General features: G+C 73.6%; 16 protein-coding genes. 7 read left to right on the forward strand and 9 right to left on the reverse strand.

Translation table 11 applies throughout. The features are described from left to right. Positions 1–13: 13 nt before the first annotated feature. A complete protein-coding gene (locus ABZ801_RS07370; RefSeq protein WP_360694029.1) occupies positions 14–814 on the forward strand; it encodes a phosphatase PAP2 family protein in 801 nt (266 codons plus the stop codon). Positions 815–850: 36 nt separating this feature from the next. Here ABZ801_RS07370 and ABZ801_RS07375 read toward each other — a convergent pair whose 3' ends face one another. From ABZ801_RS07375 to ABZ801_RS07385, 3 genes are all read right to left on the reverse strand, one after another. Beyond that, entirely contained in the window at positions 851–3,898 is a 3,048-nt protein-coding gene (locus ABZ801_RS07375) for a bifunctional [glutamine synthetase] adenylyltransferase/[glutamine synthetase]-adenylyl-L-tyrosine phosphorylase (RefSeq protein WP_360694032.1), read from the reverse strand. 95 nt (positions 3,899–3,993) lie between these two features. Further along, positions 3,994–5,355, reverse strand: a complete 1,362-nt coding sequence (glnA, locus tag ABZ801_RS07380; protein WP_344956903.1) for a type I glutamate--ammonia ligase — start codon at positions 5,353–5,355, stop codon at positions 3,994–3,996. Between the two features lie 246 nt (positions 5,356–5,601). Beyond that, positions 5,602–6,438, reverse strand: coding sequence for an ABC transporter substrate-binding protein (locus ABZ801_RS07385; RefSeq protein WP_360694036.1), 837 nt, complete (start codon positions 6,436–6,438; stop codon positions 5,602–5,604). 263 nt (positions 6,439–6,701) lie between these two features. Between ABZ801_RS07385 and ABZ801_RS07390 the strand changes: the two genes are divergently transcribed. Then, positions 6,702–7,745 carry a hypothetical protein gene (locus ABZ801_RS07390; RefSeq protein WP_360694039.1) on the forward strand — a complete coding sequence of 348 codons (1,044 nt, stop codon included), beginning with the start codon at positions 6,702–6,704 and terminating at the stop codon, positions 7,743–7,745. Here ABZ801_RS07390 and ABZ801_RS07395 read toward each other — a convergent pair. Continuing rightward, a complete protein-coding gene (locus ABZ801_RS07395) occupies positions 7,742–8,728 on the reverse strand; it encodes a DUF5937 family protein (RefSeq protein ID WP_360694042.1) in 987 nt (328 codons plus the stop codon). The genes ABZ801_RS07390 and ABZ801_RS07395 overlap by 4 nt on opposite strands. Positions 8,729–8,782: 54 nt before the next feature. Here ABZ801_RS07395 and ABZ801_RS07400 point away from each other — a divergent pair, with 54 nt between their 5' ends. Further along, positions 8,783–10,024, forward strand: coding sequence for an MFS transporter (locus ABZ801_RS07400; RefSeq protein ID WP_360694045.1), 1,242 nt, complete (start codon positions 8,783–8,785; stop codon positions 10,022–10,024). A 69-nt stretch (positions 10,025–10,093) separates the two neighbouring features. Then, on the forward strand, positions 10,094–11,884 hold the full coding sequence (locus tag ABZ801_RS07405) for an NAD+ synthase (RefSeq protein ID WP_360694048.1): 1,791 nt from the start codon (positions 10,094–10,096) through the stop codon (positions 11,882–11,884). A 34-nt stretch (positions 11,885–11,918) separates the two neighbouring features. Here ABZ801_RS07405 and ABZ801_RS07410 read toward each other — a convergent pair whose 3' ends face one another. The 3 genes from ABZ801_RS07410 to ABZ801_RS07420 all read right to left on the reverse strand — a co-directional run bounded on the left by ABZ801_RS07410 (position 11,919) and on the right by ABZ801_RS07420 (position 16,475). Next, positions 11,919–14,027 (reverse strand): SpoIIE family protein phosphatase, encoded by a 2,109-nt coding sequence (locus ABZ801_RS07410; protein ID WP_344956979.1) that lies wholly within the window; start codon positions 14,025–14,027, stop codon positions 11,919–11,921. Positions 14,028–14,190: 163 nt separating this feature from the next. Next, entirely contained in the window at positions 14,191–14,865 is a 675-nt protein-coding gene (locus ABZ801_RS07415) for a TetR/AcrR family transcriptional regulator (protein ID WP_360694051.1), read from the reverse strand. A gap of 32 nt (positions 14,866–14,897) precedes the next feature. Continuing rightward, positions 14,898–16,475, reverse strand: coding sequence for an MFS transporter (locus ABZ801_RS07420; protein WP_360694054.1), 1,578 nt, complete (start codon positions 16,473–16,475; stop codon positions 14,898–14,900). 242 nt (positions 16,476–16,717) lie between these two features. On the opposite strand from ABZ801_RS07420, the gene panB reads away from it, so the two are divergent. After that, positions 16,718–17,563, forward strand: a complete 846-nt coding sequence (panB, locus tag ABZ801_RS07425; protein ID WP_360694057.1) for a 3-methyl-2-oxobutanoate hydroxymethyltransferase — start codon at positions 16,718–16,720, stop codon at positions 17,561–17,563. A 112-nt stretch (positions 17,564–17,675) separates the two neighbouring features. On the opposite strand, the gene npdG is transcribed toward panB, so the two are convergent. Next, positions 17,676–18,365: an NADPH-dependent F420 reductase gene (npdG, locus tag ABZ801_RS07430; protein WP_344956888.1), complete on the reverse strand. Its 690-nt coding sequence runs from the start codon at positions 18,363–18,365 to the stop codon at positions 17,676–17,678. A gap of 83 nt (positions 18,366–18,448) precedes the next feature. On the opposite strand from npdG, the gene ABZ801_RS07435 reads away from it, so the two are divergent. Next, entirely contained in the window at positions 18,449–19,051 is a 603-nt protein-coding gene (locus ABZ801_RS07435; RefSeq protein WP_360694061.1) for a hypothetical protein, read from the forward strand. Between the two features lie 50 nt (positions 19,052–19,101). On the opposite strand, the gene ABZ801_RS07440 is transcribed toward ABZ801_RS07435, so the two are convergent. Further along, positions 19,102–19,278: a hypothetical protein gene (locus ABZ801_RS07440; protein WP_344956885.1), complete on the reverse strand. Its 177-nt coding sequence runs from the start codon at positions 19,276–19,278 to the stop codon at positions 19,102–19,104. Between the two features lie 79 nt (positions 19,279–19,357). Here ABZ801_RS07440 and map point away from each other — a divergent pair, with 79 nt between their 5' ends. Then, positions 19,358–20,209 carry a type I methionyl aminopeptidase gene (map, locus tag ABZ801_RS07445; RefSeq protein ID WP_344956883.1) on the forward strand — a complete coding sequence of 284 codons (852 nt, stop codon included), beginning with the start codon at positions 19,358–19,360 and terminating at the stop codon, positions 20,207–20,209. Positions 20,210–20,254: the final 45 nt, after the last annotated feature.

Consider the following 20,254-nt stretch of genomic DNA (forward strand, 5'->3'; position numbering starts at 1 on the left):
GATTCTGGGGCTCATGCCCACGACGGACGACGCGCCGGGGCAGTCCTCCCCGGACGGCGCCGTCGCGCGACGCCGGGCGCGTCGTCCCCGGCTGTGGCCGGAGCTGCTGCTGATCGCGATCTGCTACGGCTGCTACTCGATGGTCCGCAATCTGGTGCCGACCGACCACGCCACCGCCGCGCACCGGGCGCAGGAGATCCTCAGCCTCGAGTACGACCTGAACCTCGACATCGAGTACACGCTGAACCGGCTGTTCGTCTACCACGCCTGGCTGGCGATCCCGGCGAACTACTTCTACGCCACGATGCACTTCGCCGTGACGATCGGCGTGCTGGTGTGGCTGTACGCGCGGCACCCGGACCGGTACGCGACCTACCGCACGGTCCTGTTCGCCACGACGATGGTGGGGCTGGTCGGCTTCTGGCTGTATCCGCTGGCGCCGCCGCGCATGCTGCCCGGCTTCACCGACACGGTGATCAGCTTCGGGACGTGGGGCATCTACGGCTCCTCGCCGATGGCGTCGATGTCCAACCAGTACGCGGCGATGCCGTCGATGCACACGGCGTGGGCGCTGTGGTGCGCGGTCACGGTGATCGGCGTGGCCGGGCGGCGGCGTCCCTGGACGGTGCCGGTGGCCGCGCTGTACCCGACCGTCACCATCTTCGTGATCATGGGGACCGCGAACCACTACCTGCTGGACGCCGTCGGCGGCGCGGTCGCACTGGCCTGCGGCTTCGCCCTCGGCCACGGGGCCTTCCGGGCCTTCGCCGTCCTCGTCCCCGCCCGCACCACCAGCCAGTCCTCAACCCCTTAGCCGACGTATTTCGCGGGGGGACCCCCGGGGCGCCGGTCAGTCCGCGCCGTAGAAGACCCTTTCCACGACGGCGCGGGCGCGGCGGGCGTGGCGGCGGTAGTCCTCCAGCAGGTCGCCGGTGCCGGGGTAGCCGAGCATGCGGCTGACGGCGCTGCGCTCGTGGTGGTGGTCGGTCGGCAGCACGTCGGAGGCGCGGCCGCGCACCAGCATGATCGCATTGCGCAGGCGGGTGGCGAGCTGCCAGGCGTCCGCCAGCACCTCGGCGTCGGCGGGGGCGAGCAGGTTCTCGGCGGCGGCCGCCTCCAGGGTCGCGAGGGTGCGGGTGGTGCGCAGCGCGGGCACGTCGTGGGCGTGGCGCAGCTGCAGCAGCTGGGCGACCCACTCGACGTCCGACAGCCCGCCGGGGCCGAGCTTGATGTGCAGGCGCCGTTCCACGCCGCGCGGCAGCCGCTCGGACTCCATGCGGGCCTTCAGCCGCCGGATCTGCCGGACGGCGTCGTCGCCGATGCCGCCCTCGGGCCAGCGCACCGGGTCGACGACGGCGTGGAAGCGTTCGCACAGCCCCCGGTCCCCGATGGTGGCGTGGGCGCGCAGCAGGGCCTGGCTCTCCCACGGCTCCGACCAGCGGGCGTAGTAGGCCGCGTAGGAGGCCAGCGTGCGCACCAGCGGCCCCTGGCGGCCCTCGGGGCGCAGGTCGGGGTCGATCTCCAGCGGCGGGTCGGGGGCGGGCAGCGCCAGCAGGCGGCGCATCTCCTCGGCGACGGCGTGCGCGGCCGAGTGCGCGTCGCGTTCGTCGGCGCCGGGCGGCGGATCGTGGACGAACATCACGTCGGCGTCGCTGCCGTAGCCGAGCTCGTGCCCGCCGAAGCGGCCCATCGCCACCACGGCGATCCGGGTGGGCAGCGGCCCCCGCCGCTCCATCTCGATCTTGTTGACGGCGGCCTGCAGCGCGGCCTCGACGGTGACGGTGGCGATGTCGGACAGCGCCTCCCCGACGGCGCGCACGTCGGCCAGGTCGAGCAGGTCGGCGACGGCCACGCGGAACAGCTCGCGGCGGCGCAGCCCGCGCACGACGGCGACGGCCTCCTCGGCGGGCAGCGCCGCGCCGGCCCCGGCGCCGGGCCCGGTGGCCGACTCGGGGTCGGCGTGGCGGCGCACGGCGGCCAGCGCCTCGGCGCGCAGCGCCGCGTACGGGCGCGGCGCCAGCTCGGCGTCGCCGACCAGCATGGTCACCGCCTCGGGGGCGCGCAGCAGCAGGTCGGTGGCGTACCGGCTGGAGCCGAGCACCCACGCCATGCGCTCGGCGACGGTCACCTCGTCGCGCAGCAGCCGCAGGTACCAGGGGGTGGTGCCGAGGGCGTCGCTGACGCGGCGGAAGCCGAGCAGGCCCGCGTCGGGGTCGGGGGCGTCGGCGAACCAGCCGAGCATGACCGGCAGCAGCGTGCGCTGGATGGCGGCGCGCCGCGACACCCCGGCCGTCAGCGCCTCGATGTGCCGCAGCGCGCCCGCCGGGTCGGCGTAGCCGAGCGCCTCCAGGCGGGTGCGGGCGGCCTCGGGGGTGAGGCGGGCCTCGGGCCCGGGGAGGCGGGCCACGGCGCGCAGCAGCGGCCGGTAGAACAGCTTCTCGTGCAGGCGGCGCACCTCGCGGGCGTGGCGCCGCCACAGCGCGGTGAACTCGCCGACCGGATCGGTGCGCAGGCCGAGGGCGCGGCCGAGGCGGCGCAGGTCGGCCGGGTCCTCGGGGACCACGTGGGTGCGGCGCAGCCGGTGCAGCTGGACGAGGTGCTCGACGCGGCGCAGGAACCGGTAGGCGGCGGCGAGCGCGGCGGCGTCGTCGCGGCCCACGTACCCGCCCTGCGACAGCGCGGTCAGCGCCTCCAGGGTGCCGCGGCCGCGCAGCGTCTCGTCGGCGCGGCCGTGCACGAGCTGCAGCAGCTGCACCGCGAACTCCACGTCGCGCAGCCCGCCGGGGCCGAGCTTCAGCTCGCGGTCGGCGGCGGGGTCGCGGCGGTTGAGGTGGGCCTCGACGCGGCGGCGCATCGACTGCACGTCCTCGACGAACCCCTCCCCCGCCGCTGCCTTCCACACCAGCGGGTTGATCATGTCGAGGTAGCGGGCGCCGAGGTCGGGGTCCCCGGCGACGGGACGGGCCTTGAGCAGCGCCTGGAACTCCCAGGTCTTGGCCCAGCGCTCGTAGTAGGCGCGGTGGCTGGCGGGCGAGCGCACCAGCGGCCCCGCCTTGCCCTCGGGACGCAGCGCCGCGTCCACCTCCCACAGCGCGCCCTCGACGGTGTGCGCCGAGCAGGCCCGCATCATGGCCGAGGCCAGGCGGGTGGCGGCGCGCAGGGCGGCGTCCTCGGGGTGGCCGTCGCGCGGCTCCGCCACGAAGATCACGTCGACGTCGCTGACGTAGTTGAGCTCGCGGCCGCCGCACTTGCCCATGCCGATCACGGCCAGCCGGCAGGCGGTGTGCTCGGGCACCTCGGCGCGCGCCACGGCCAGGCCCGCCTGCAGCGCCGCGGCGGCCAGGTCGGCCAGCTCGGCGGCGACCTCGGCGACGTCGGCGGCGCCGGTCAGGTCGCGGCCCGCCAGGCACAGCAGCCGCCGCCGGTAGGCCACGCGCAGCGCCACCAGCGTCTCGGGGGAGGCGTCGCGGGCGACCGGCTCGGCGGCGTGCGGATCGGCGCCCACGGCGTCGAGCAGGGCGGTCCGCGGATCCGTTTGGATCGATCCATCGTCCCGGAGCGCCCGCCAGTGCCCGGGGTGGCGGCCGAGGTGGTCGGCGAACGCGGCGCTGACCCCCAGCACCGCCAGCAGCCGTTCGCGGACGGGCCGCTCGTGCTCCAGCGCCGCGCGCAGCTCGCGGTCGCCGGACGCGGCGGTCAGCAGCCGCAGCAGGCCGTCGAGAGCGAGGTCCGGGTCGGCCGTGGCGCCCAGGCCGTCCAGCAGGTCGTCGCCGAGCGGGACGCCGGCGTCCTCGGCCTCACGCAGCAGCCGTTCGGCCCGTCCCGCTTCGTTGAATCCGAGCCTCGCCAGCCGCCCCGGCAGAGAGGGACGGCGGTCGGGTGTCCACGGCACGCTCACGAACTCACGTTAAACCGAATGCGCCCCACGGCACTCCCCAAGCGCCCACCCGGACATCTCGATTCCGTCTCCGGGACGCGGCCGGAAAAGGGCGCTCAGAGAATGGCGATCAGGCGGCGGCGTTCGTACTCGGTGACCTGGCGGCGGTAGTCCTCCCACTCCTGGCGCTTGTTGCGCAGGAAGAAGTCGAAGGTGTGCTCGCCGAGCACGTCGGCCATCAGCTCGCTGCGCTCCATCGCGTGGATGGCCTCGTCCAGGCTCTGCGGCAGCGGGCGGATGCCCATGGCGCGCCGCTCGGCCGGGGTGAGCGCCCACACGTCGTCCTCGGCGCCCGGCGGCAGCTCGTAGCCCTGCTCGATGCCCTTCAGCCCGGCGCCGAGGATGGCCGCGAACGCCAGGTAGGGGTTGCAGGCCGAGTCCAGCGAGCGGAACTCGATGCGGGTGGAGTGGCCCTTGTGCGGCTTGTACATCGGCACCCGCACCAGCGCCGAGCGGTTGTTGTGGCCCCAGCAGATGTACGGCGGGGCCTCGCCGCCGGCGCCCGCGGTGGAGCCGACGCCGCCCCACAGCCGCTTGTAGGAGTTGACCCACTGGTTGCACACGGCGGTGATCTCGGCGGAGTGCCGCAGCACGCCCGCGATGAACGCGCGGCCCACCTTGGACAGCTGGAACTCGGCGCCCGGCTCGTAGAAGGCGTTGCGGTCGCCCTCGAACAGCGACATGTGGGTGTGCATGCCCGAGCCGGGGTGGTCGGTGAACGGCTTGGGCATGAACGTGGCGTACACCCCCTGCTCCAGCGCGACCTCCTTCATCACCAGCCGGAACGTCATGATGTTGTCGGCGGTGGTGAGCGCGTCGGCGTAGCGCAGGTCGATCTCCTGCTGGCCGGGGGCGTTCTCGTGGTGGCTGAACTCCACCGAGATGCCCATGGCCTCCAGCATCATGATCGCGTTGCGCCGGAAGTCGTGCGCGGCGCTGTGCGGGGTGTGGTCGAAGTAGCCCCCGGCGTCCACCGGGTCGGGCTCGCGGCCGTCGTCGGGCCGGTCGCGCAGCAGGAAGAACTCGATCTCGGGGTGGGTGTAGAAGGTGAAGCCGAGATCGGCGGCCCGGGCCAGCGCGCGCTTGAGCACGTAGCGCGGGTCGGCGAAGCTGGGGGTGCCGTCCGGCATGAGGATGTCGCAGAACATGCGGGCCACGCCGGGCGACTCGCTGCGCCAGGGCAGGACCTGGAAGGTGGACGGGTCCGGCTTGGCGATCATGTCGGCCTCGTAGACCCGGGCGAAGCCCTCCACGGCCGACCCGTCGAAGCCGATGCCCTCGTCGAAGGCGCCTTCCAGCTCGGCGGGGGCGACCGCGACGGACTTCAGGAACCCGAGCACGTCGGTGAACCACAGCCGGATGAATCGGATGTCGCGCTCCTCCAGGGTGCGGAGCACGAACTCCTGCTGACGGTCCAAAGCCTTACTCCCTCATGAGCTTGCCCGACTGCCCGGTCCATGCCCGCGCCCGGGGTTGCTTTAACGGGCGTTTGCACTGGTGCCGACAGGTCCGGGACTCTGCAGTATGCCTCGCCGCTGTTTCGACGACGTTACGGGACGATCCGCGGAGCCGTCCCGGGAGCAAACCGCGCATATGCCCCGCATATGCCCTGTTCGCTCCACTGTGCCACATGACCCGAGCACCCGTCACAACGGCGCCGGAGGTCACCTGGAGGCGCCGCCGGACCGGTCGTCGCCGCCCGTCTTCGGCACGGGGCCGATCCACTTGCGGTACATCCGCTCGTAGGTGCCGTCCGCCCTGGCCTGGTCGATCACCTGGTCGATCAGCCGGACCAGCGCGCGGTTGCGGTTCTTGCGGACCCAGAAGCCGTACCGCTCGCCGGTGCGGGGGGTGGCGACGATCTCCATGCCGGAGCCGGCCGGGGGCCGCAGCAGGTTCCGGGCGACCGGGTAGTCCAGCACGACCGCGTCGACCTTCCCGGCGCGCAGGCCGTTCAGCGCGGCCTGCGGGTCGTCGTACGACCGGGGGTCGAAGTCCCTGTCCTTGACGTACTGTTCGCCGGCGGTGGACGACTGCGCGCCGAGCCTGAGGCCGCCCGACGCGACCTCCTCCAGCGAGCCGATCCCGCCGCCCTTCCTGGCCACCAGCGCCAGGGTGGCGTCGAAGTAGGGCTTGGAGGCGTCCATGCTGGCGGTGCGCTCGGGGGTGATGGCTATGGCGCCCATGACGACGTCGCACCTGCGGGCCTCGAGCGCCTCGCCGTTCGTCATCGTCGCGAACGGGACCTCGACGACGCGCTGGGTCACGCCGAGCCGCCTGGCCACCAGGTCGAGCATCTCGACGTCGAACCCGACCACCCTGCCGCCCCGCTCCGTCTGGAAGGGCGGATGGGGCAGGTGCGCGCACGAGGTGAGACGCCCCTTCCCGACCAGCTTCACACCCTGCACGGTGGCGCCGTCGCCGCCGCACGCCGCGGCGGCCAGCGCCAGCGCGGCCAGCACCGCGCCGAGAACCGGACGCCGAGGGGATGCTCCGGACACTCTTCCTCCCGCTGTTCACTTTTCTCCCGCGCACGTCTCCCGCGCGTCTTCCGCGTACGCGAGGGACCGCACGCGGGAGAAATATGCCATGCCGGATCCGCGCGGGTGCCTCGTCGGCGGATCCCGCCCCGGGGCGCGGAGGTCCGAACGCCCCCAAGGCCCCGTTTTGGGGCTCCGGTGGCCGCCGCTCATCCGCTTTTCCGGAGATTTGACGTTGCGATCATGGCCCGCAATAACCGCTGATCAATAGCGTGGGACCCGTCGTGGACGCATCACTCCTGCTCTCGCTGACCGACCGGGTGGCCGTGCTGGCCACCCCGTCGGCCATGCACCCGGACGCCTGGCCGCTGGGCGAACGGGTGGACGGCTGGGCGCGCGGACGCGGGCTGATCCTGGGCGACCCGGACGGCTCGCCACTGGGCCGCGGCCGCTTCGAACGGCTGGCCGCCCGCGTGTTCCCCACCGCCGACCTCGACCGGGTCGACCTGTTCGCACGCTGGCTGACGTGGGCGTTCGCGCTGGACGACACGCTCGACCAGGAGCCGCTGGCGGGCAGCGCCACCGCCGTGCACGAGCTGTACGAGGATCTGCTGCGCGCCATGCGGCTCGGGCACGCCCGTCCCGGGGCCCGTCCCCTGGAGACCACGCTGGTCGAGCTGTGGGACGTCACCGCCACCCGGATGGACCGCGAGTGGCGGCGCCGGTTCATGCTGCACATGGAGGCGCACCGCACCGGCTGCGCCCAGGAGGCGGTCAACCGCCGCACCGGCCGGGTGCCGGCCCCGCGCGAGTACGCGGGGCTGCGCCGCCGGGCCGCCGCGCCGTTCCTGTACGACCTGGTCGAGCCGGTGCTGGGCGTGGTGCTGGCGGACCGGCTGACCACCTCGCCGCAGTGGGTGATCCTCTCTGAGGGCGTCGCCGACGTCGTCGCCTGGTCGAACGACATCGCCTCGTTCACCATGGAGGACGCCCGCCAGGACGCGCACAACCTGGTCGCCGTGATGTGCCAGACGCACGGGTGCCGGCCGCGCGAGGGCGCCAGGCTGGTGCTCGACCGCATCGTCGAGCGGCTGGACGAGGTGCAGGAGGCGGTGCGCGTGCTGCCCGCCACGATGGATCGCCTGGAACTGTCCCCTGAACAGCGCCAGACGGCCTCGCAGATCGCGCGGGTACTGCTGGGCACCCCCCGCGCGCACGTGGACTGGCTCACCGAGTCGGGCCGCTACAACGCCTCCGCCGACGCGGTGGCGACCGCGTCGGGGCGGCGTCCGCCCCGCCTGGACACTCTGTCGCACCTGCGTCCCTAACCGTTCGTGCTCTGCGCCGTGGCGGTCTGTGCCAGCGCGTCGCCGGACGGGGTGCGGGTGTAGAGGACGCGGCGTCCCACCCGGTGGCCGGCGACCAGGCCGCAGGCGCGCAGCACGCCGAGGTGCTGGCTCACCGCTCCGGGGGTGACACCCAGGCGGCGTGACAGTTCGGTCGTCGACGCCGGGGACGCCAGGGCCGTCAGCAGTTGCGCGCGGCGGCGGCCGATGAGCGCGGCCAGGGCGTCGGGTGGTGCGGCCGGGGCGGTCTCCCACAGCGTTCCCACGCCCGACACGGGATAGCCCAGCATCGGCTGGTAGGGCGGGACCATCACCGACACCCAGGGCCACACGAACACGCTCGGCACGAGGAGCAGCCCCCGTCCGCCCAGGGCGCCCCGGAACTCCCAGTCCCGGTCGATGGCGAGCGTGCCCGCCCGCCAGCGGACGGCGTCGTGCAGCCCCGCGAACAGCCCTTCCGCGCCGTGGGCCGCCTGGGCGCGCGTACGGCGCAGCACGTCAGCCTCCAGCAGGTCGCGGATCGCGTCCCAGTACGGCTCGATCGCGGCCTTCCAGTAACGGTCGAGCAGGTCGGTGAGGGTTTCGAGGGTGCGTTCCGGGGCGGCGGCCATGGCCAGGCGCTCGGGCCCCAGGACACCGCCGCGTTCCACCCAGCACAGCTCCTTGGCGACGACGTCGGGCGGCGTGGAGCGGACGGTCTCCAGTTCGGTGCCGAAGTCGGGCAGGGGCGACTCGGGCGGCGGGGTCAGGAAGTCGGGGATGTAGCCGTGCCGCGGCACCAGCGCGCGCAGCGGCATCAGGTCGAGTTCGCGCAGGCGCGGACGCACGGCGCGCATCCAGGGCAGGTGCAGGGCGTGCGCGGACGGGTCGGCCAGGACGCGGACGCTGCGCACGAGCTCCCACAGCGGTGAGAACGCGAACCGCACCCGGGCCACGTCGTCGGGCCCGAACACGAACTCGATCATTTAGCCCACCCTAAATCAGTACCGGCGGGCGTCGCCGGTCCGGACCATCGTCGTGTGACAGCAGTGGACCAGCCGACCTCGCCTGTACCCGCCCCCGCCTCCGGCCGTGTGGCCGCGTTCCTGCGGCCCCGTCTGGGCGGCATGCCGCGCCCGTTCTGGGTGCTGTGGACCGGGACGCTCCTCAACCGCCTCGGCACCATGGTCGAGCCCTACCTCGGCCTTTACCTGACCACGGCGCGCGACCTGTCGCTGCGGCAGGCGGGCGTGGTGCTGGCGGTGCTCGGGCTCGGCACGGTGGCCGGGCAGCTCGCGGGCGGCGCGCTGGCCGACCGGATCGGACGCCGCGCCACCCTCACCCTGGCCACGCTGGCCGCCGGGGCCGGGCTGCTGGCGCTGGGCCACGCGCAGGGCATGCCCGCGATCACCGCGGCCGCGCTGGTCACCGGGATGGCGCTGGACATGTGGCGGCCCGCGTCCGCGGCGATCGTCGCCGACCTGATCGCGCCCGCCGACCGGCCGCGCGCGTTCGGGCTGCTGTTCTGGGCGACCAACCTGGGGTTCTCGGCGGCGATGGTGGCCGGCGGCGCGCTGGCCCACGCCGGCTACCACTGGCTGTTCTGGATCGACGCCCTGACCTGCGCGGTGTTCGGGCTGCTGGTGTGGCGGGCGGTGCCGGAGACGCGCCCGGACGGCGCCGGCGGCCACGAGCCCGGCGGGTTCGCCGACGTGCTGCGCGACCGGGTCATGACGGCGTTCGTCCTGATCTGCCTGGTCTACACGTTCGTGCTGATGCAGTACATGACCACGATGCCGCTGGCGATGCGGGAGCACGGGCTCGGGCCGGAGGCGTACGGGCTGGTCATCGCGGTCAACGGCGTCGTGATCGTCACGGTGCAGCCGCTGGTGGGCGCGTGGCTGAGCCGCCGCGACCACAGCCGGGTGCTGGTCGGCGGATTCCTGCTGCTCGGCGCGGGCAATCTGCTGACCGCCCTGGCCACCGGCGTCTGGGCGTACGCCGGAGCCGTCGCGGTCGGGTCCCTCGGCGAGGTCGTCGCCGCGGCGGTGCTGCAGGCCGTCGTGTCCAACCTGGCCCCCGTTCACCTGCGCGGGCGCTACAACGCGGTGTGGGGCGTGGCGTGGTCGGGCGGGTTCCTGCTGGCCCCCCTCGGCGGGACGCAGCTGCTCGGGTACGGCGCGCACGTCCTGTGGCCGGTGTGCGCGGCCCTGGCCGTGGGCGCGGCGGCCGCCCAGCTCGCCCTCGCCCCCGCGATCCGGCGCCGCGCCGCCCGGGACTGAGCGTTCTTTTCGTCACAATGACGAAACTGGGGCTCGTGCCGCGATCCCTCCCCGGCTTACCCTGTGGACGTGGCACAGCTTCGGATAGCGCTCGCACAGGTGAACCCGACGGTCGGCGACCTGGACGGCAACGCCGACCTGATCGTCGAGTGGACGCGGCGCGCCGCCGAGGCGGGCGCGCACGTGGTGGTCTTCCCCGAGATGATGCTCACCGGCTATCCGGTCGAGGATCTGGCGCTGCGCCAGTCGTTCGTGGACGCGTCGCGGCGCGCGCTCGGCCGCACCGCCCGCCGGCTCGCCGACGAGGGCCTCGGCCACCTGCCCGTCGTCACCGGCTACCTGGACCGTACGGACGCCCCCGTGCGCGCCGGGCAGCCCCTGCCTTCGTCGTACAACGCCGTGGCGTGGCTGCACGAGGGCGGCGTGCTGACCCGCTCGGCCAAGCACCACCTGCCCAACTACGGCGTCTTCGACGAGTACCGCTACTTCGCGCGCGGCGACCGGCTGCCGGTCGTCCGCCTGCACGGGGTGGACGTCGCCACCGTCATCTGCGAGGACCTGTGGCAGGACGGCGGCCCGGTCGGCGTCACCCGCGCCGCCCGCGCGGGCCTGCTGCTGGTCGTCAACGCCTCCCCCTACGAGCGCAGCAAGGACGACGTGCGGCTCGACCTGTGCGCCCGGCGCGCCCGGGAGGCGGGCTGCTGCCTGGCGTACGTCAACATGGTCGGCGGCCAGGACGAGCTGGTGTTCGACGGCGACTCGGTGATCGTCGGCGCCGACGGCGGCCTGCTGGCGCGCGCCCCGCAGTTCGCCGAGCACCTGCTGGTGACCGACCTGGACCTGCCCGAGGCCGACCCGTCCGTGGGCGCCGGCAGCCGGCCGGTGGACGCCGGCGACGGCACCACCATCACCGTCGAGCGGCGGATCCTGTCCGGGACGCCCCTGCCCGCCTACGAGGCGGCCCCGCCGGAGTGCGCCGAGCCGCTGGACGACCTGGGCGAGGTGTACGCGGCGCTGGTGCTCGGCACGCGCGACTACGTCCGCAAGAACGGCTTCCGCTCGGTGATCCTCGGGCTGTCCGGCGGCATCGACTCGGCCCTGGTCGCCACGATCGCCGCCGACGCGATCGGCGCGGACAACGTGCACGTGGTGCTGCTGCCCAGCCGCTACTCCTCCGAGCACTCGGTCAGCGACGCCGAGGAGCTGGTCAAGCGGCAGGGCCTGAACTCGCGGATCGTGCCGATCCGCGGCATGGTCGACGCGTTCGAGGCCGAGCTGGACCTGCACGGGCTGGCCGCCGAGAACCTGCAGGCCCGCATCCGCGCCAACGTGTGGATGGGGCTGTCCAACGAGTCCGGCCACCTGGTGCTGACCGGCGGCAACAAGAGCGAGCTGGCCACCGGCTACTCCACCCTGTACGGCGACTCCGCGGGCGGCTTCGGCCCGATCAAGGACGTCACCAAGACGATGGTGTGGGAGCTGGCGCGCTGGCGCAACACCCGCGTCGGCCAGGGCTCGCCGTTCTGGCGGGCGCTGGACGCCGAGCCGATCCCCGAGGAGATCATCCTCAAGGAGCCGTCGGCCGAGCTGCGCCCCGGCCAGCGCGACATCGACTCGCTGCCGCCCTACGACATCCTGGACCCGCTGCTGGTCGACTACGTGGAGCACGACCTCGGCCGCGACGCCCTGGTCGCCGCGGGCCACGACCCCGAGCTGGTGGAACGGGTGATCCGGCTGGTGGACCTGGCCGAGTACAAGCGGCGCCAGTACCCGCCCGGCCCCAAGATCACCCCGAAGAACTTCGGCCGGGACCGCCGCCTGCCCATCACCAACCGCTGGCGCGAACCCTCCGGCCAGTAACCCCCCGGGGGTTCCAGGGGGTCGCCCCCTGGGTTCACTCCTTGTGGTGGTTCTCGCCGGGCCAGGTGTCGACGGTCTCGGACGGGTCCGGGTCGACGCCGGGGACGATCTGCTCGCACCACACGACCTTGCCCGCGGCGGTGCGGCGGGAGCCCCAGCGGTGCGCGAGCTGGCTGACGACCAGCAGGCCGCGTCCGTTCTCGTCGTCGTCGGCGGCGTGCCGCAGGCGCGGCAGCGCGGCGGACCGGTCCATCACCTCCAGCACCAGGGTGCGCTCCAGCAGCAGCCGCAGCTCGATCGGGCCACCGCTGCGGGCGTACCGCAGCGCGTTGGTGATCAGCTCGGACGCCAGCAGCTCGGTGGTGTAGGACAGCTCGTCCAGGTCCCAGTCCGCGAGCCGGCGGCGCACCAGGCCGCGGGCGCGGCGCACGGCGGCCGGGTCGTGCGGCAGGGTCCAGGAGGCGTACCGCTCCTGCGGCAGGCGCCGCAGCCGGGCGATCAGCACGGCGATGTCGTCGCGGTGGTGGTCGGCGTACACGCCCGCCAGCGTCGCCTTGGCGAGGTCCTCCATGGGACGCTCCACGGTGCCGGGGCCGAACACGCCGCGCAGCCGGGCCAGGCCGTCGTCGATGTCGGTGCCGCGGTTCTCCACCAGGCCGTCGGTGTAGATGACGAAGACGCTGCCGTCCTCGACGGTGAACTCGCGGCTCTCGATGGTGGCGCCGCCGGACACCCCGAGCGGCGGGGCGGGCGGCACCTTGAGGTACTCGCCGCTGCCGTCGGGGCGGGCCAGCAGCGGCGGCAGGTGCCCGGCCGAGGCGATCTCGATCGTGCCGGTGGTGGCGTCGTACACCGCGTACACGCAGGTGGCGAAGTGCGGCTCCTGCTCGCCGAGCTCGATCATCAGCTCGTGCATGACGTGCAGCGCGTCGGCGGGCGGCAGTTCCAGGTTGGCCAGCGTGTGCAGGGCGGTGCGCAGCCGTCCCATGGTGACGGCGGCCCGCACGCCGTGCCCGGCCACGTCCCCGACGATCAGCGCGACCCGCGCCCCGGGCAGCGCGATCGACTCGTACCAGTCGCCGCCGACCTCGACGAGCTTGCTGCCGGGCAGGTAGCGGTGGCGCACCTCGACCGACGAGGGCGCCGACAGCCGGTTGGGCAGCAGCGAGCGCTGCAGCGCCAGCGCGGTGGCGCGCTCGCGGCTGTAGCGGCGCGCGTTGTCGATGACGATGGCGGCGCGGGAGGCGAACTCCATGCCGATCTCGACGTCGTAGGCGTCGAAGCGGCGGAACCCGGGGACGCGGGTGCAGGCGATGAAGCCCAGCAGGGTGTCGTGGGCCACCAGCGGCAGCAGCACCATCGACACGCCGGTGAGCAGGTCGCCCGCCGGGCCGCGCCGCCAGCGCCGCGCGATGTCGCCGGCGATCTCGGCGTCCACCAGCGGCAGGTGCACCGGCCGCATGGTCTGCAGGACCTCCCGGTACGGGGTGCCCTCCGGATACACCAGGACCTCACCGACCGGGAAGGTCGCCGTCCACATCGGGTTCTCGTCGTCGGAGGTGACGGCGATGCGGCGCAGCACGGCCGCGCCGGTCTCCTCGTGCACCTCGTCGGCGGCGACCAGGCTCTCCAGCACCAGCACCGAGGCGGTGGTGCAGTAGTGCGGGACGATCACGTCGACCAGCCCGCGGGCGGCCTGGTCGAGGTCGAGGGACGCGCCGAACCGGGCCAGCGGGTCGTCCATCAGCGCGCGGCGCATCAGCGCCGGGTCCTGGTAGCGCTCGCTGGGCGGCAGCGCCACCCGCACGAACAGCAGCCCGGCCGGGACGCCCGGCGAGTCGCCGCCGACCAGCGGCTGGGCGGTCACCACCGCGTCGGTGGTGGTGCCGTCGGCGCGCCGCATCGTCAGCGCCTTGCTGCGTTCGTGGCCGGTGGCCAGCCCCTCCAGCAGGATCTCCAGGTCGGCCTTGGCCTCGTCGACCACCAGTTCGGCGGCCGACCGCCCGATGACCTCGGCCGGAGCGTGGCCGAGGACGGACGCGGCGTTGGGCCCGCACTGCACGACGCGCCGCGCGGCGTCCACCCCGAGGACCAGGGTGCGCGACGCCGTGTCGGCGGCCGTCGCATCGCCTTGCGGTGCCATCACCGATCTCACCTGACGCGCTCCAGACAGCCGTCCGCCTACCACTCCCCAGCGCCAGTATGGAGCATCGGACGGGACGGAGGGGAGAAGATCACGCTTACCGCGTCGAAAACGGACGCGGGCGCGGTCACGGCGCGCCCGCGTGCGCCTGTGCCGGGACACGTCAGGACGCGCCGGCGGCGATGCCGCGCAGCAGCGTGTCGACCACCGTCTCGGGGAAGTCGTCGGGCAGCGTCTCCATGGGGAACCGCCCGGCCAGCGCCCCGGTCAGCATGGTGACGGCGGCCTCCACGTCCACGTCGGGCCGCAGCTCGCCGGTGCGCACGCCGCGCCGCAGCACGTCCCGGATCACCTGGCGGCGCGGTTCGATGACGTCCTGCCGGTAGCGGGCGTACAGCTCGGGATGCTTCTCGGCGGCGCCGACCACGTTCCAGAAGCACCGGATCCGCTTGCGGCTGCGCTCGGAGCGCAGCACGCGGGCCAGCGCCAGCAGGTCCTCGCGGACCGAGGCGCCGGACGGCTCGGGCAGCGGGCCCTTCATGGTGGCCAGCGCCTGCACGATCAGCGCCTCCTTGTTGGCCCAGCGGCGGTAGATGGTGGTCTTGCCGACGCCGGCGCGCGCGGCGACCGCCTCGATGGAGAGCCCGGCCACGCCGGACTCCTCGGCCAGCAGGTCGAGGGTGGCGTTGATGATCGCCTTCTCGGCGCGTTCGCTGCGCGGCCGCCCGGGCGCGCGGACGCCGTCGCGCGCGGCGGGGTCACCGGGCCCGGAGGCGCCGGTGCCAGGGGCACCGGCGCCGGGCTCAGCGGGGGTGGGATGCTGCGTCGTCTCGGTCATCGTCGGCCACGTTACTCATACCCCGGCATTACTCATACCTTGGCGGTCTCGCGCCGCCCGGGCGTCCCGGACGTCTCGGCGGGGACGGCCTCGCCGGCGTCCTGGGCGCGTCCGGGCATCCAGCGCAGCACCACCATGGAGGCGAGGAAGGCGACCGCCGCCGCCGCGATCGACGCGGTGTGCATGCCGTGCATGAACGCGGCGTTCGCCGGGTCGATCAGGCCCTCCCCGGCGGGGCCGAGCCGCGCCGCGACCGCGTGGGCGCCCTCGATGGACTGCCCGGCCGCCTCGCGGGCGCCCGCCGGCAGCGCGGCCAGCCGGTCGGCCAGGTCGCCGCGGTAGACGGAGGCGACCACCGAGCCGAGCACCGCCACGCCGAGCGCGACGGCGACCTGCCGGGCGGTGTTGTTGAGGGCCGATCCGGCGCCCGCCTTCTCCCGGGGCAGCGCCGACATGACCGACTCGGTCGCGGGCGGCATGACGTTGGCCATGCCCGCGCCCTGCAGGAAGAACACCACCCCGACGACCCACAGCGGGCTGTGCTCGTCGACGAACTGGTAGCCGACCAGGGCGGCGGTCACCAGCAGCAGGCCGACCGTGCACACCGCCTTGGCGCCGAAGCGGCGCACCATGGCGGCGCTGCGCGGCGAGAACATCAGCTGCGCGGCGGCGAACGGCAGGACCATCAGGCCGGACTGCAGCGGGGTCAGGCCGCGCACCGACTGCAGGTAGAAGTTGGCGAAGAAGAACACGCCCGCGGCGGCGAAGAAGCACAGCGCGATCGAGGCGACCGCCGCCGACAGCCGCGGGTCGCGGAACAGCCGCACGTCGAAGGCGGGGTGGTCGCTGCGGGCCTCGTGCCAGGCGAACAGCCCCAGCACGGCGGCGCCGCCGATGATCGGCGCCAGCGCGCCGGGCGTGAGCCACTCGCCGGTGTCGCCGCCGTGGATGATGCCGTACGACAGGGCGACCAGGCCGACGATGGACAGCAGCACGCCGACCGGGTCGAGCCGTCCCGGCAGCGGGTTGCGCGACTCGGGGACCAGCAGGGCGATCAGCGCGATCCCGGCGATGATGACGGGGACGTTGACGAAGAACACCGAGCCCCACCAGAAGTGGGCCAGCAGGAGGCCGCCGGTGACGGGGCCGATGGCGACGCCGAGGCCGACGGCGCCCGCCCAGATGCCGATGGCGCGGGCCCGTTCCTGGGGCTCGAAGACGTTGGTGATGATGGACAGGGTCTGCGGCATGACCGCGGCGCCGCCGAGGCCCATCAGGGCGCGGGCCCAGACGAGCTGGTCGGGGGTCTGGGCGTAGGCCGACAGCAGCGAGGCGATGCCGAAGATCACCATGCCGCCGATCAGGACGCGCTTGCGGCCGGCGCGGTCGCCGAGCACGCCGAAGGTGAACAGCAGGCCGGCGAACACCAGCGTGTAGGAGTTGATCGCCCACTCCAGCTGGCTCTGGGTGGCGCCCAGGCCCTCCTCGGGGTCGGCGATGGTCTTCAACGCGACGTTGAGGATGGTGTTGTCCAGCACCACCACCAGAAGGCTGACGGTGAGCACGGCGAGGATGTACCAGCGCCGGCGGTGAACTGACTGCGGATCCAACTCGCTCCTTAGCGCGGGAAGTCGTGGGCGCGGGAATGCGTCTGCGATACGTCTGCGTTTCGTAATGAGCGTACGCCTGAGATGATCGATACGCAACCGTATCGTTTCGTAATCCAGGTCACCCCTGCCGCCGGGAATAGCGGTTCCGGTGGAATCTCGGGGCTACCCGAATCGTTTTGGCGGTGGAATCATCGGATCCGTCCGGGTACGCCACCGTGGCGCCTCGAGACTGGAGGTACATCGTGTCTTCGTCGTCCGCTGCCCAGCCCACCGCTCTGTACGGGGGCCAGGGGGACCGCCGGGTCACCGTCCGCGACATCGCCGCCGCCAAGCAGCGGCACGAGAAGTGGCCCATGCTCACCGCCTACGACGCGCTCACCGCGCGGGTCTTCGACGAGGCCGGGATCCCGGTGCTGCTCGTCGGCGACTCGGCCGCCATGGTGGTGTACGGGTACGACTCCACGATCCCGGTGACCGTGGACGACCTCGTCCCGCTGGCCGCCGCCGTCGTCCGCGGCTCCAGGCGCGCGATGGTGGTCGCCGACCTGCCGTTCGGCTCCTACCAGGCGGACGTGCCGGGGGCGCTGGCCGCAGCCACCCGCTTCCTGAAGGAGAGCGGCGTCCAGGCGGTCAAGGTGGAGGGCGGCCGCCGCATCCTGCCGCAGGTCGAGGCCATGGTCGCCGCCGGGATCCCGGTGATGGCGCACCTGGGCCTGACCCCGCAGTCGGTGAACGTCTTCGGCGGCTACCGGGTGCAGGGCCGCGGCCAGGCGGGCGAGGAGCTGATGGCCGACGCCAAGGCGCTGGAGGCGGCGGGCGCGTTCTCGGTGGTGCTGGAGTGCGTCCCCGAGGAGCTGGCCGCCCGCGTCACCGACTCGCTGTCGATCCCGACCATCGGCATCGGCGCCGGCGACCACACCGACGCGCAGGTGCTGGTCTGGCAGGACATGGCGGGGCTGACGCCGCGCACCGCCAAGTTCGTCAAGAAGTACGCCGACCTGCGGACGGTGCTCGGCGACGCGGCCCGCGCCTACGCCGAGGAGGTCGTCGGCGGCGTGTTCCCGGCCCCCGAGCACGCCTACCACTGATCATCCGCTGGTCCCCGGCTGATCACCGGCCGATCGTTCGCGTCCCGGCGGGGCGATCCGCACCAGGCGGGCCGCCCCGTCCGCGGGCACGGCGGGCCGGGGCGCCGCGGTGTCAGACGTCGGTGACGCGCAGGCCCGCGTGGGCCTTGTAGCGGCGGTTGATGGAGATCAGGTTGGCGGTGAACGCCTCGATCTGGTGGGCGTTGCGGAGCCGTCCGCCGTACACGCCGCGCATGCCCGGAATGCGTCCCGCCAGGGCCTGGACCAGATCGGTGGCCTCCCGGTCGTCGCCGAGCACCAGCACGTCCAGCTGCATCTCGTCGACGTCGGGATCCAGCAGCAGCTTGGCCGACACGTGGTGGAACGCCGCCACCACCCGGCTGCCGGGCAGCACGGCGGCGGCCTGCTCGGCGGCGCTGCCCTCCTCGACCGGCAACGCGAAGGCGCCGCGCTTGTCGAAGCCCAGCGGGTTGACGCAGTCGACGACGATCTTGCCGTCCAGCTCGGCGCGCAACGACTCCAGGGTGGCCTTGTGCCCGTCCCACGGCACCGCGACGATCACCAGGTCGGCCTCCCCGGCGGCGACGGGGTTCTCCGCGCCCCGCACCGGCAGGTCCGCGCCCAGGTCCGCGGCGGCGTCCCGGGCCCGGTCCGCCTTCCGCGACCCGATGATCACCTGGTGCCCGGCCAGCGCGAACCGGCGCGCCAGCCCCTTGCCCTGGTCGCCGGTGCCGCCCAGGATGCCGATGGACAGGCCGCTGACGTCGGGCAGGTCATAGGGAGTCTTCTGCTGCTCAGTCATGGGGCCGAGTCTGCCAGGTCGGTTCGCGCCGTGATCCTCCGGCATCCGGGAAACCCGGGGCCCGCGTGCGGTTTTGCGGCACCATGGAGGTCGTGGACGCCGAGCGGGTGACGATGTTGCGCGAGGTGCTGTCGGCGACGGGGTGGCTGGAGCGCACCGGTGACCTCGGCCGGGCGGTGCGGGTCAGCGCGCGCACGCCCGGCGGGCTGCTGCTGGTGGGCACGCCCGGCGACGATCCCTGGCACCTGGCCGCTCATCTCGACGACGAGAGCAGGCTGAGCCGGCTGCCCGCCCTGTCCCCCACACTGGTGCGCTGGTCGCCCCCGCCGGACGCGCCCGCGCACCTGCGGGTGGGGCTGGACCGGCTGGAGGCGGCGCGGCGCGGCGAGACGCTGTTCGTGGTCGCCGAGCAGGACGCGCCGGTGCCGCTGCTGGAACGGGTCGACGACGCCCGCCGCACCGGCGCGACGATCCTCGCCCTGGAGGGCGGCGACCGGGAGCTGCGGGGGCTGGCGCACGAGGCCCTGACCGTCCCGCCGGGCGAGGCGCTGCTGTCGTTCGACGGCGCCCAGCACCTGGTCAGCGCGGCGGCCGGGCAGGAGCCGGCGCGGCGCCCGGCCGGCCTCGGGCTGCGCCGCCGCCTCGCCCGCCTGCTCGAAACGGTCAGCGGCCCGACCGTGGACTAGCCCGGCGCCGCCGGCCGGGACGCGCCACCGGCCGAACCGCCGGCGGCCGGCTAGTCGTCGTCGTCCTGACGGCGCCACGCCTCGTTGCGTTCGCGGGCCAGCTGGAGCGCTCCGGCCGCCGCCGACTCGGAGGGGTAGGGGCCCATGCGGTCCTTCCCGGCGCAGCCGGGGCCGTGCTCGACCTTCATGTGCTTCAGGCAGAACCACCAGTCGCCGTCGTCGCTCATCGCGTCCCTCCGCTCCCGCGCGACCGATCACGCGCGCGTCCTGAATCGTCCCCCGATCGCGCTGACTACACTCCCAGACATGACGACCCAACTGCTCCGGCCCGGCCGTGTCTCGCCCATGCGCAAGGTCCCCGCGCACATCCCGCGCCCGGAGTACGTGGGAAAGAAGCGTCCGAAGACCGGTGAGCCGGACGTCAAGACGCCCGAGACGATCGAGAAGATGCGGGTGGCCGGGCGGATCGCGGCGCAGGCGCTGGAGGAGGTCGGCCGGCACGTCCGTCCCGGCATCACCACCGACGAGCTGGACCGCATCGGGCACGAGTTCCTGCTCGACCACGGCGCCTACCCCTCCACGCTGGGCTACCGCGGGTTCCCCAAGTCGCTGTGCACCTCGATCAACGAGGTGATCTGCCACGGCATCCCCGACGACACGGTGCTGCGCGACGGCGACATCATCAACATCGACATCACCGCCTACATCGACGGCGTGCACGGCGACACCGACGCCACGTACCTGTGCGGCGAGGTCGACGAGGAGTCGCGGCTGCTGGTGGAGCGTACCCGCGAGGCGATGATGCGCGGCATCCGCGCGGTCGCGCCGGGCCGGGCCGTCAACGTGATCGGCCGGGTCATCGAGTCGTACGCCAAGCGGTTCGGGTACGGGGTGGTGCGCGACTTCACCGGGCACGGCATCGGCACGACGTTCCACTCCGGGCTGGTGATCCCGCACTACGACGACCCGGCGGCCACCACCGTGATCCAGCCGGGCATGACGTTCACCGTCGAGCCGATGCTGACGCTGGGCACCCACGACTACGACATCTGGAAGGACGGCTGGACGGTCGTCACCAAGGACCGCAAGCGCACCGCCCAGTTCGAGCACACCATCCTGGTGACCGAAGACGGCCACGAGATCCTGACCCTTCCCTGACCATTCCGCGCCCCCGGCCCCGGGTAAGAAAAGGGATCTAGAGCC

The organism is Actinomadura sp. NPDC047616, from assembly GCF_040642915.1.
GTDB classification, from domain to species: Bacteria; Actinomycetota; Actinomycetes; order Streptosporangiales; family Streptosporangiaceae; genus Spirillospora; species Spirillospora miaoliensis.

Excerpts from the sequence above, each read along its gene's own strand:
- ABZ801_RS07370 (WP_360694029.1), top strand. The coding sequence starts at position 14 with ATGCCCACGACGGACGACGCGCCGGGGCAGTCCTCCCCGGACGGCGCC.
- ABZ801_RS07395 (WP_360694042.1), bottom strand. The coding sequence starts at position 8,728 with ATGATCGAGTTCGTGTTCGGGCCCGACGACGTGGCCCGGGTGCGGTTC.
- ABZ801_RS07410 (WP_344956979.1), bottom strand. The coding sequence starts at position 14,027 with ATGGCACCGCAAGGCGATGCGACGGCCGCCGACACGGCGTCGCGCACC.
- ABZ801_RS07415 (WP_360694051.1), bottom strand. The coding sequence starts at position 14,865 with ATGACCGAGACGACGCAGCATCCCACCCCCGCTGAGCCCGGCGCCGGT.
- npdG (WP_344956888.1), bottom strand. The coding sequence starts at position 18,365 with ATGACTGAGCAGCAGAAGACTCCCTATGACCTGCCCGACGTCAGCGGC.
- ABZ801_RS07435 (WP_360694061.1), top strand. The coding sequence starts at position 18,449 with ATGGAGGTCGTGGACGCCGAGCGGGTGACGATGTTGCGCGAGGTGCTG.
- ABZ801_RS07440 (WP_344956885.1), bottom strand. The coding sequence starts at position 19,278 with ATGAGCGACGACGGCGACTGGTGGTTCTGCCTGAAGCACATGAAGGTC.
- map (WP_344956883.1), top strand. The coding sequence starts at position 19,358 with ATGACGACCCAACTGCTCCGGCCCGGCCGTGTCTCGCCCATGCGCAAG.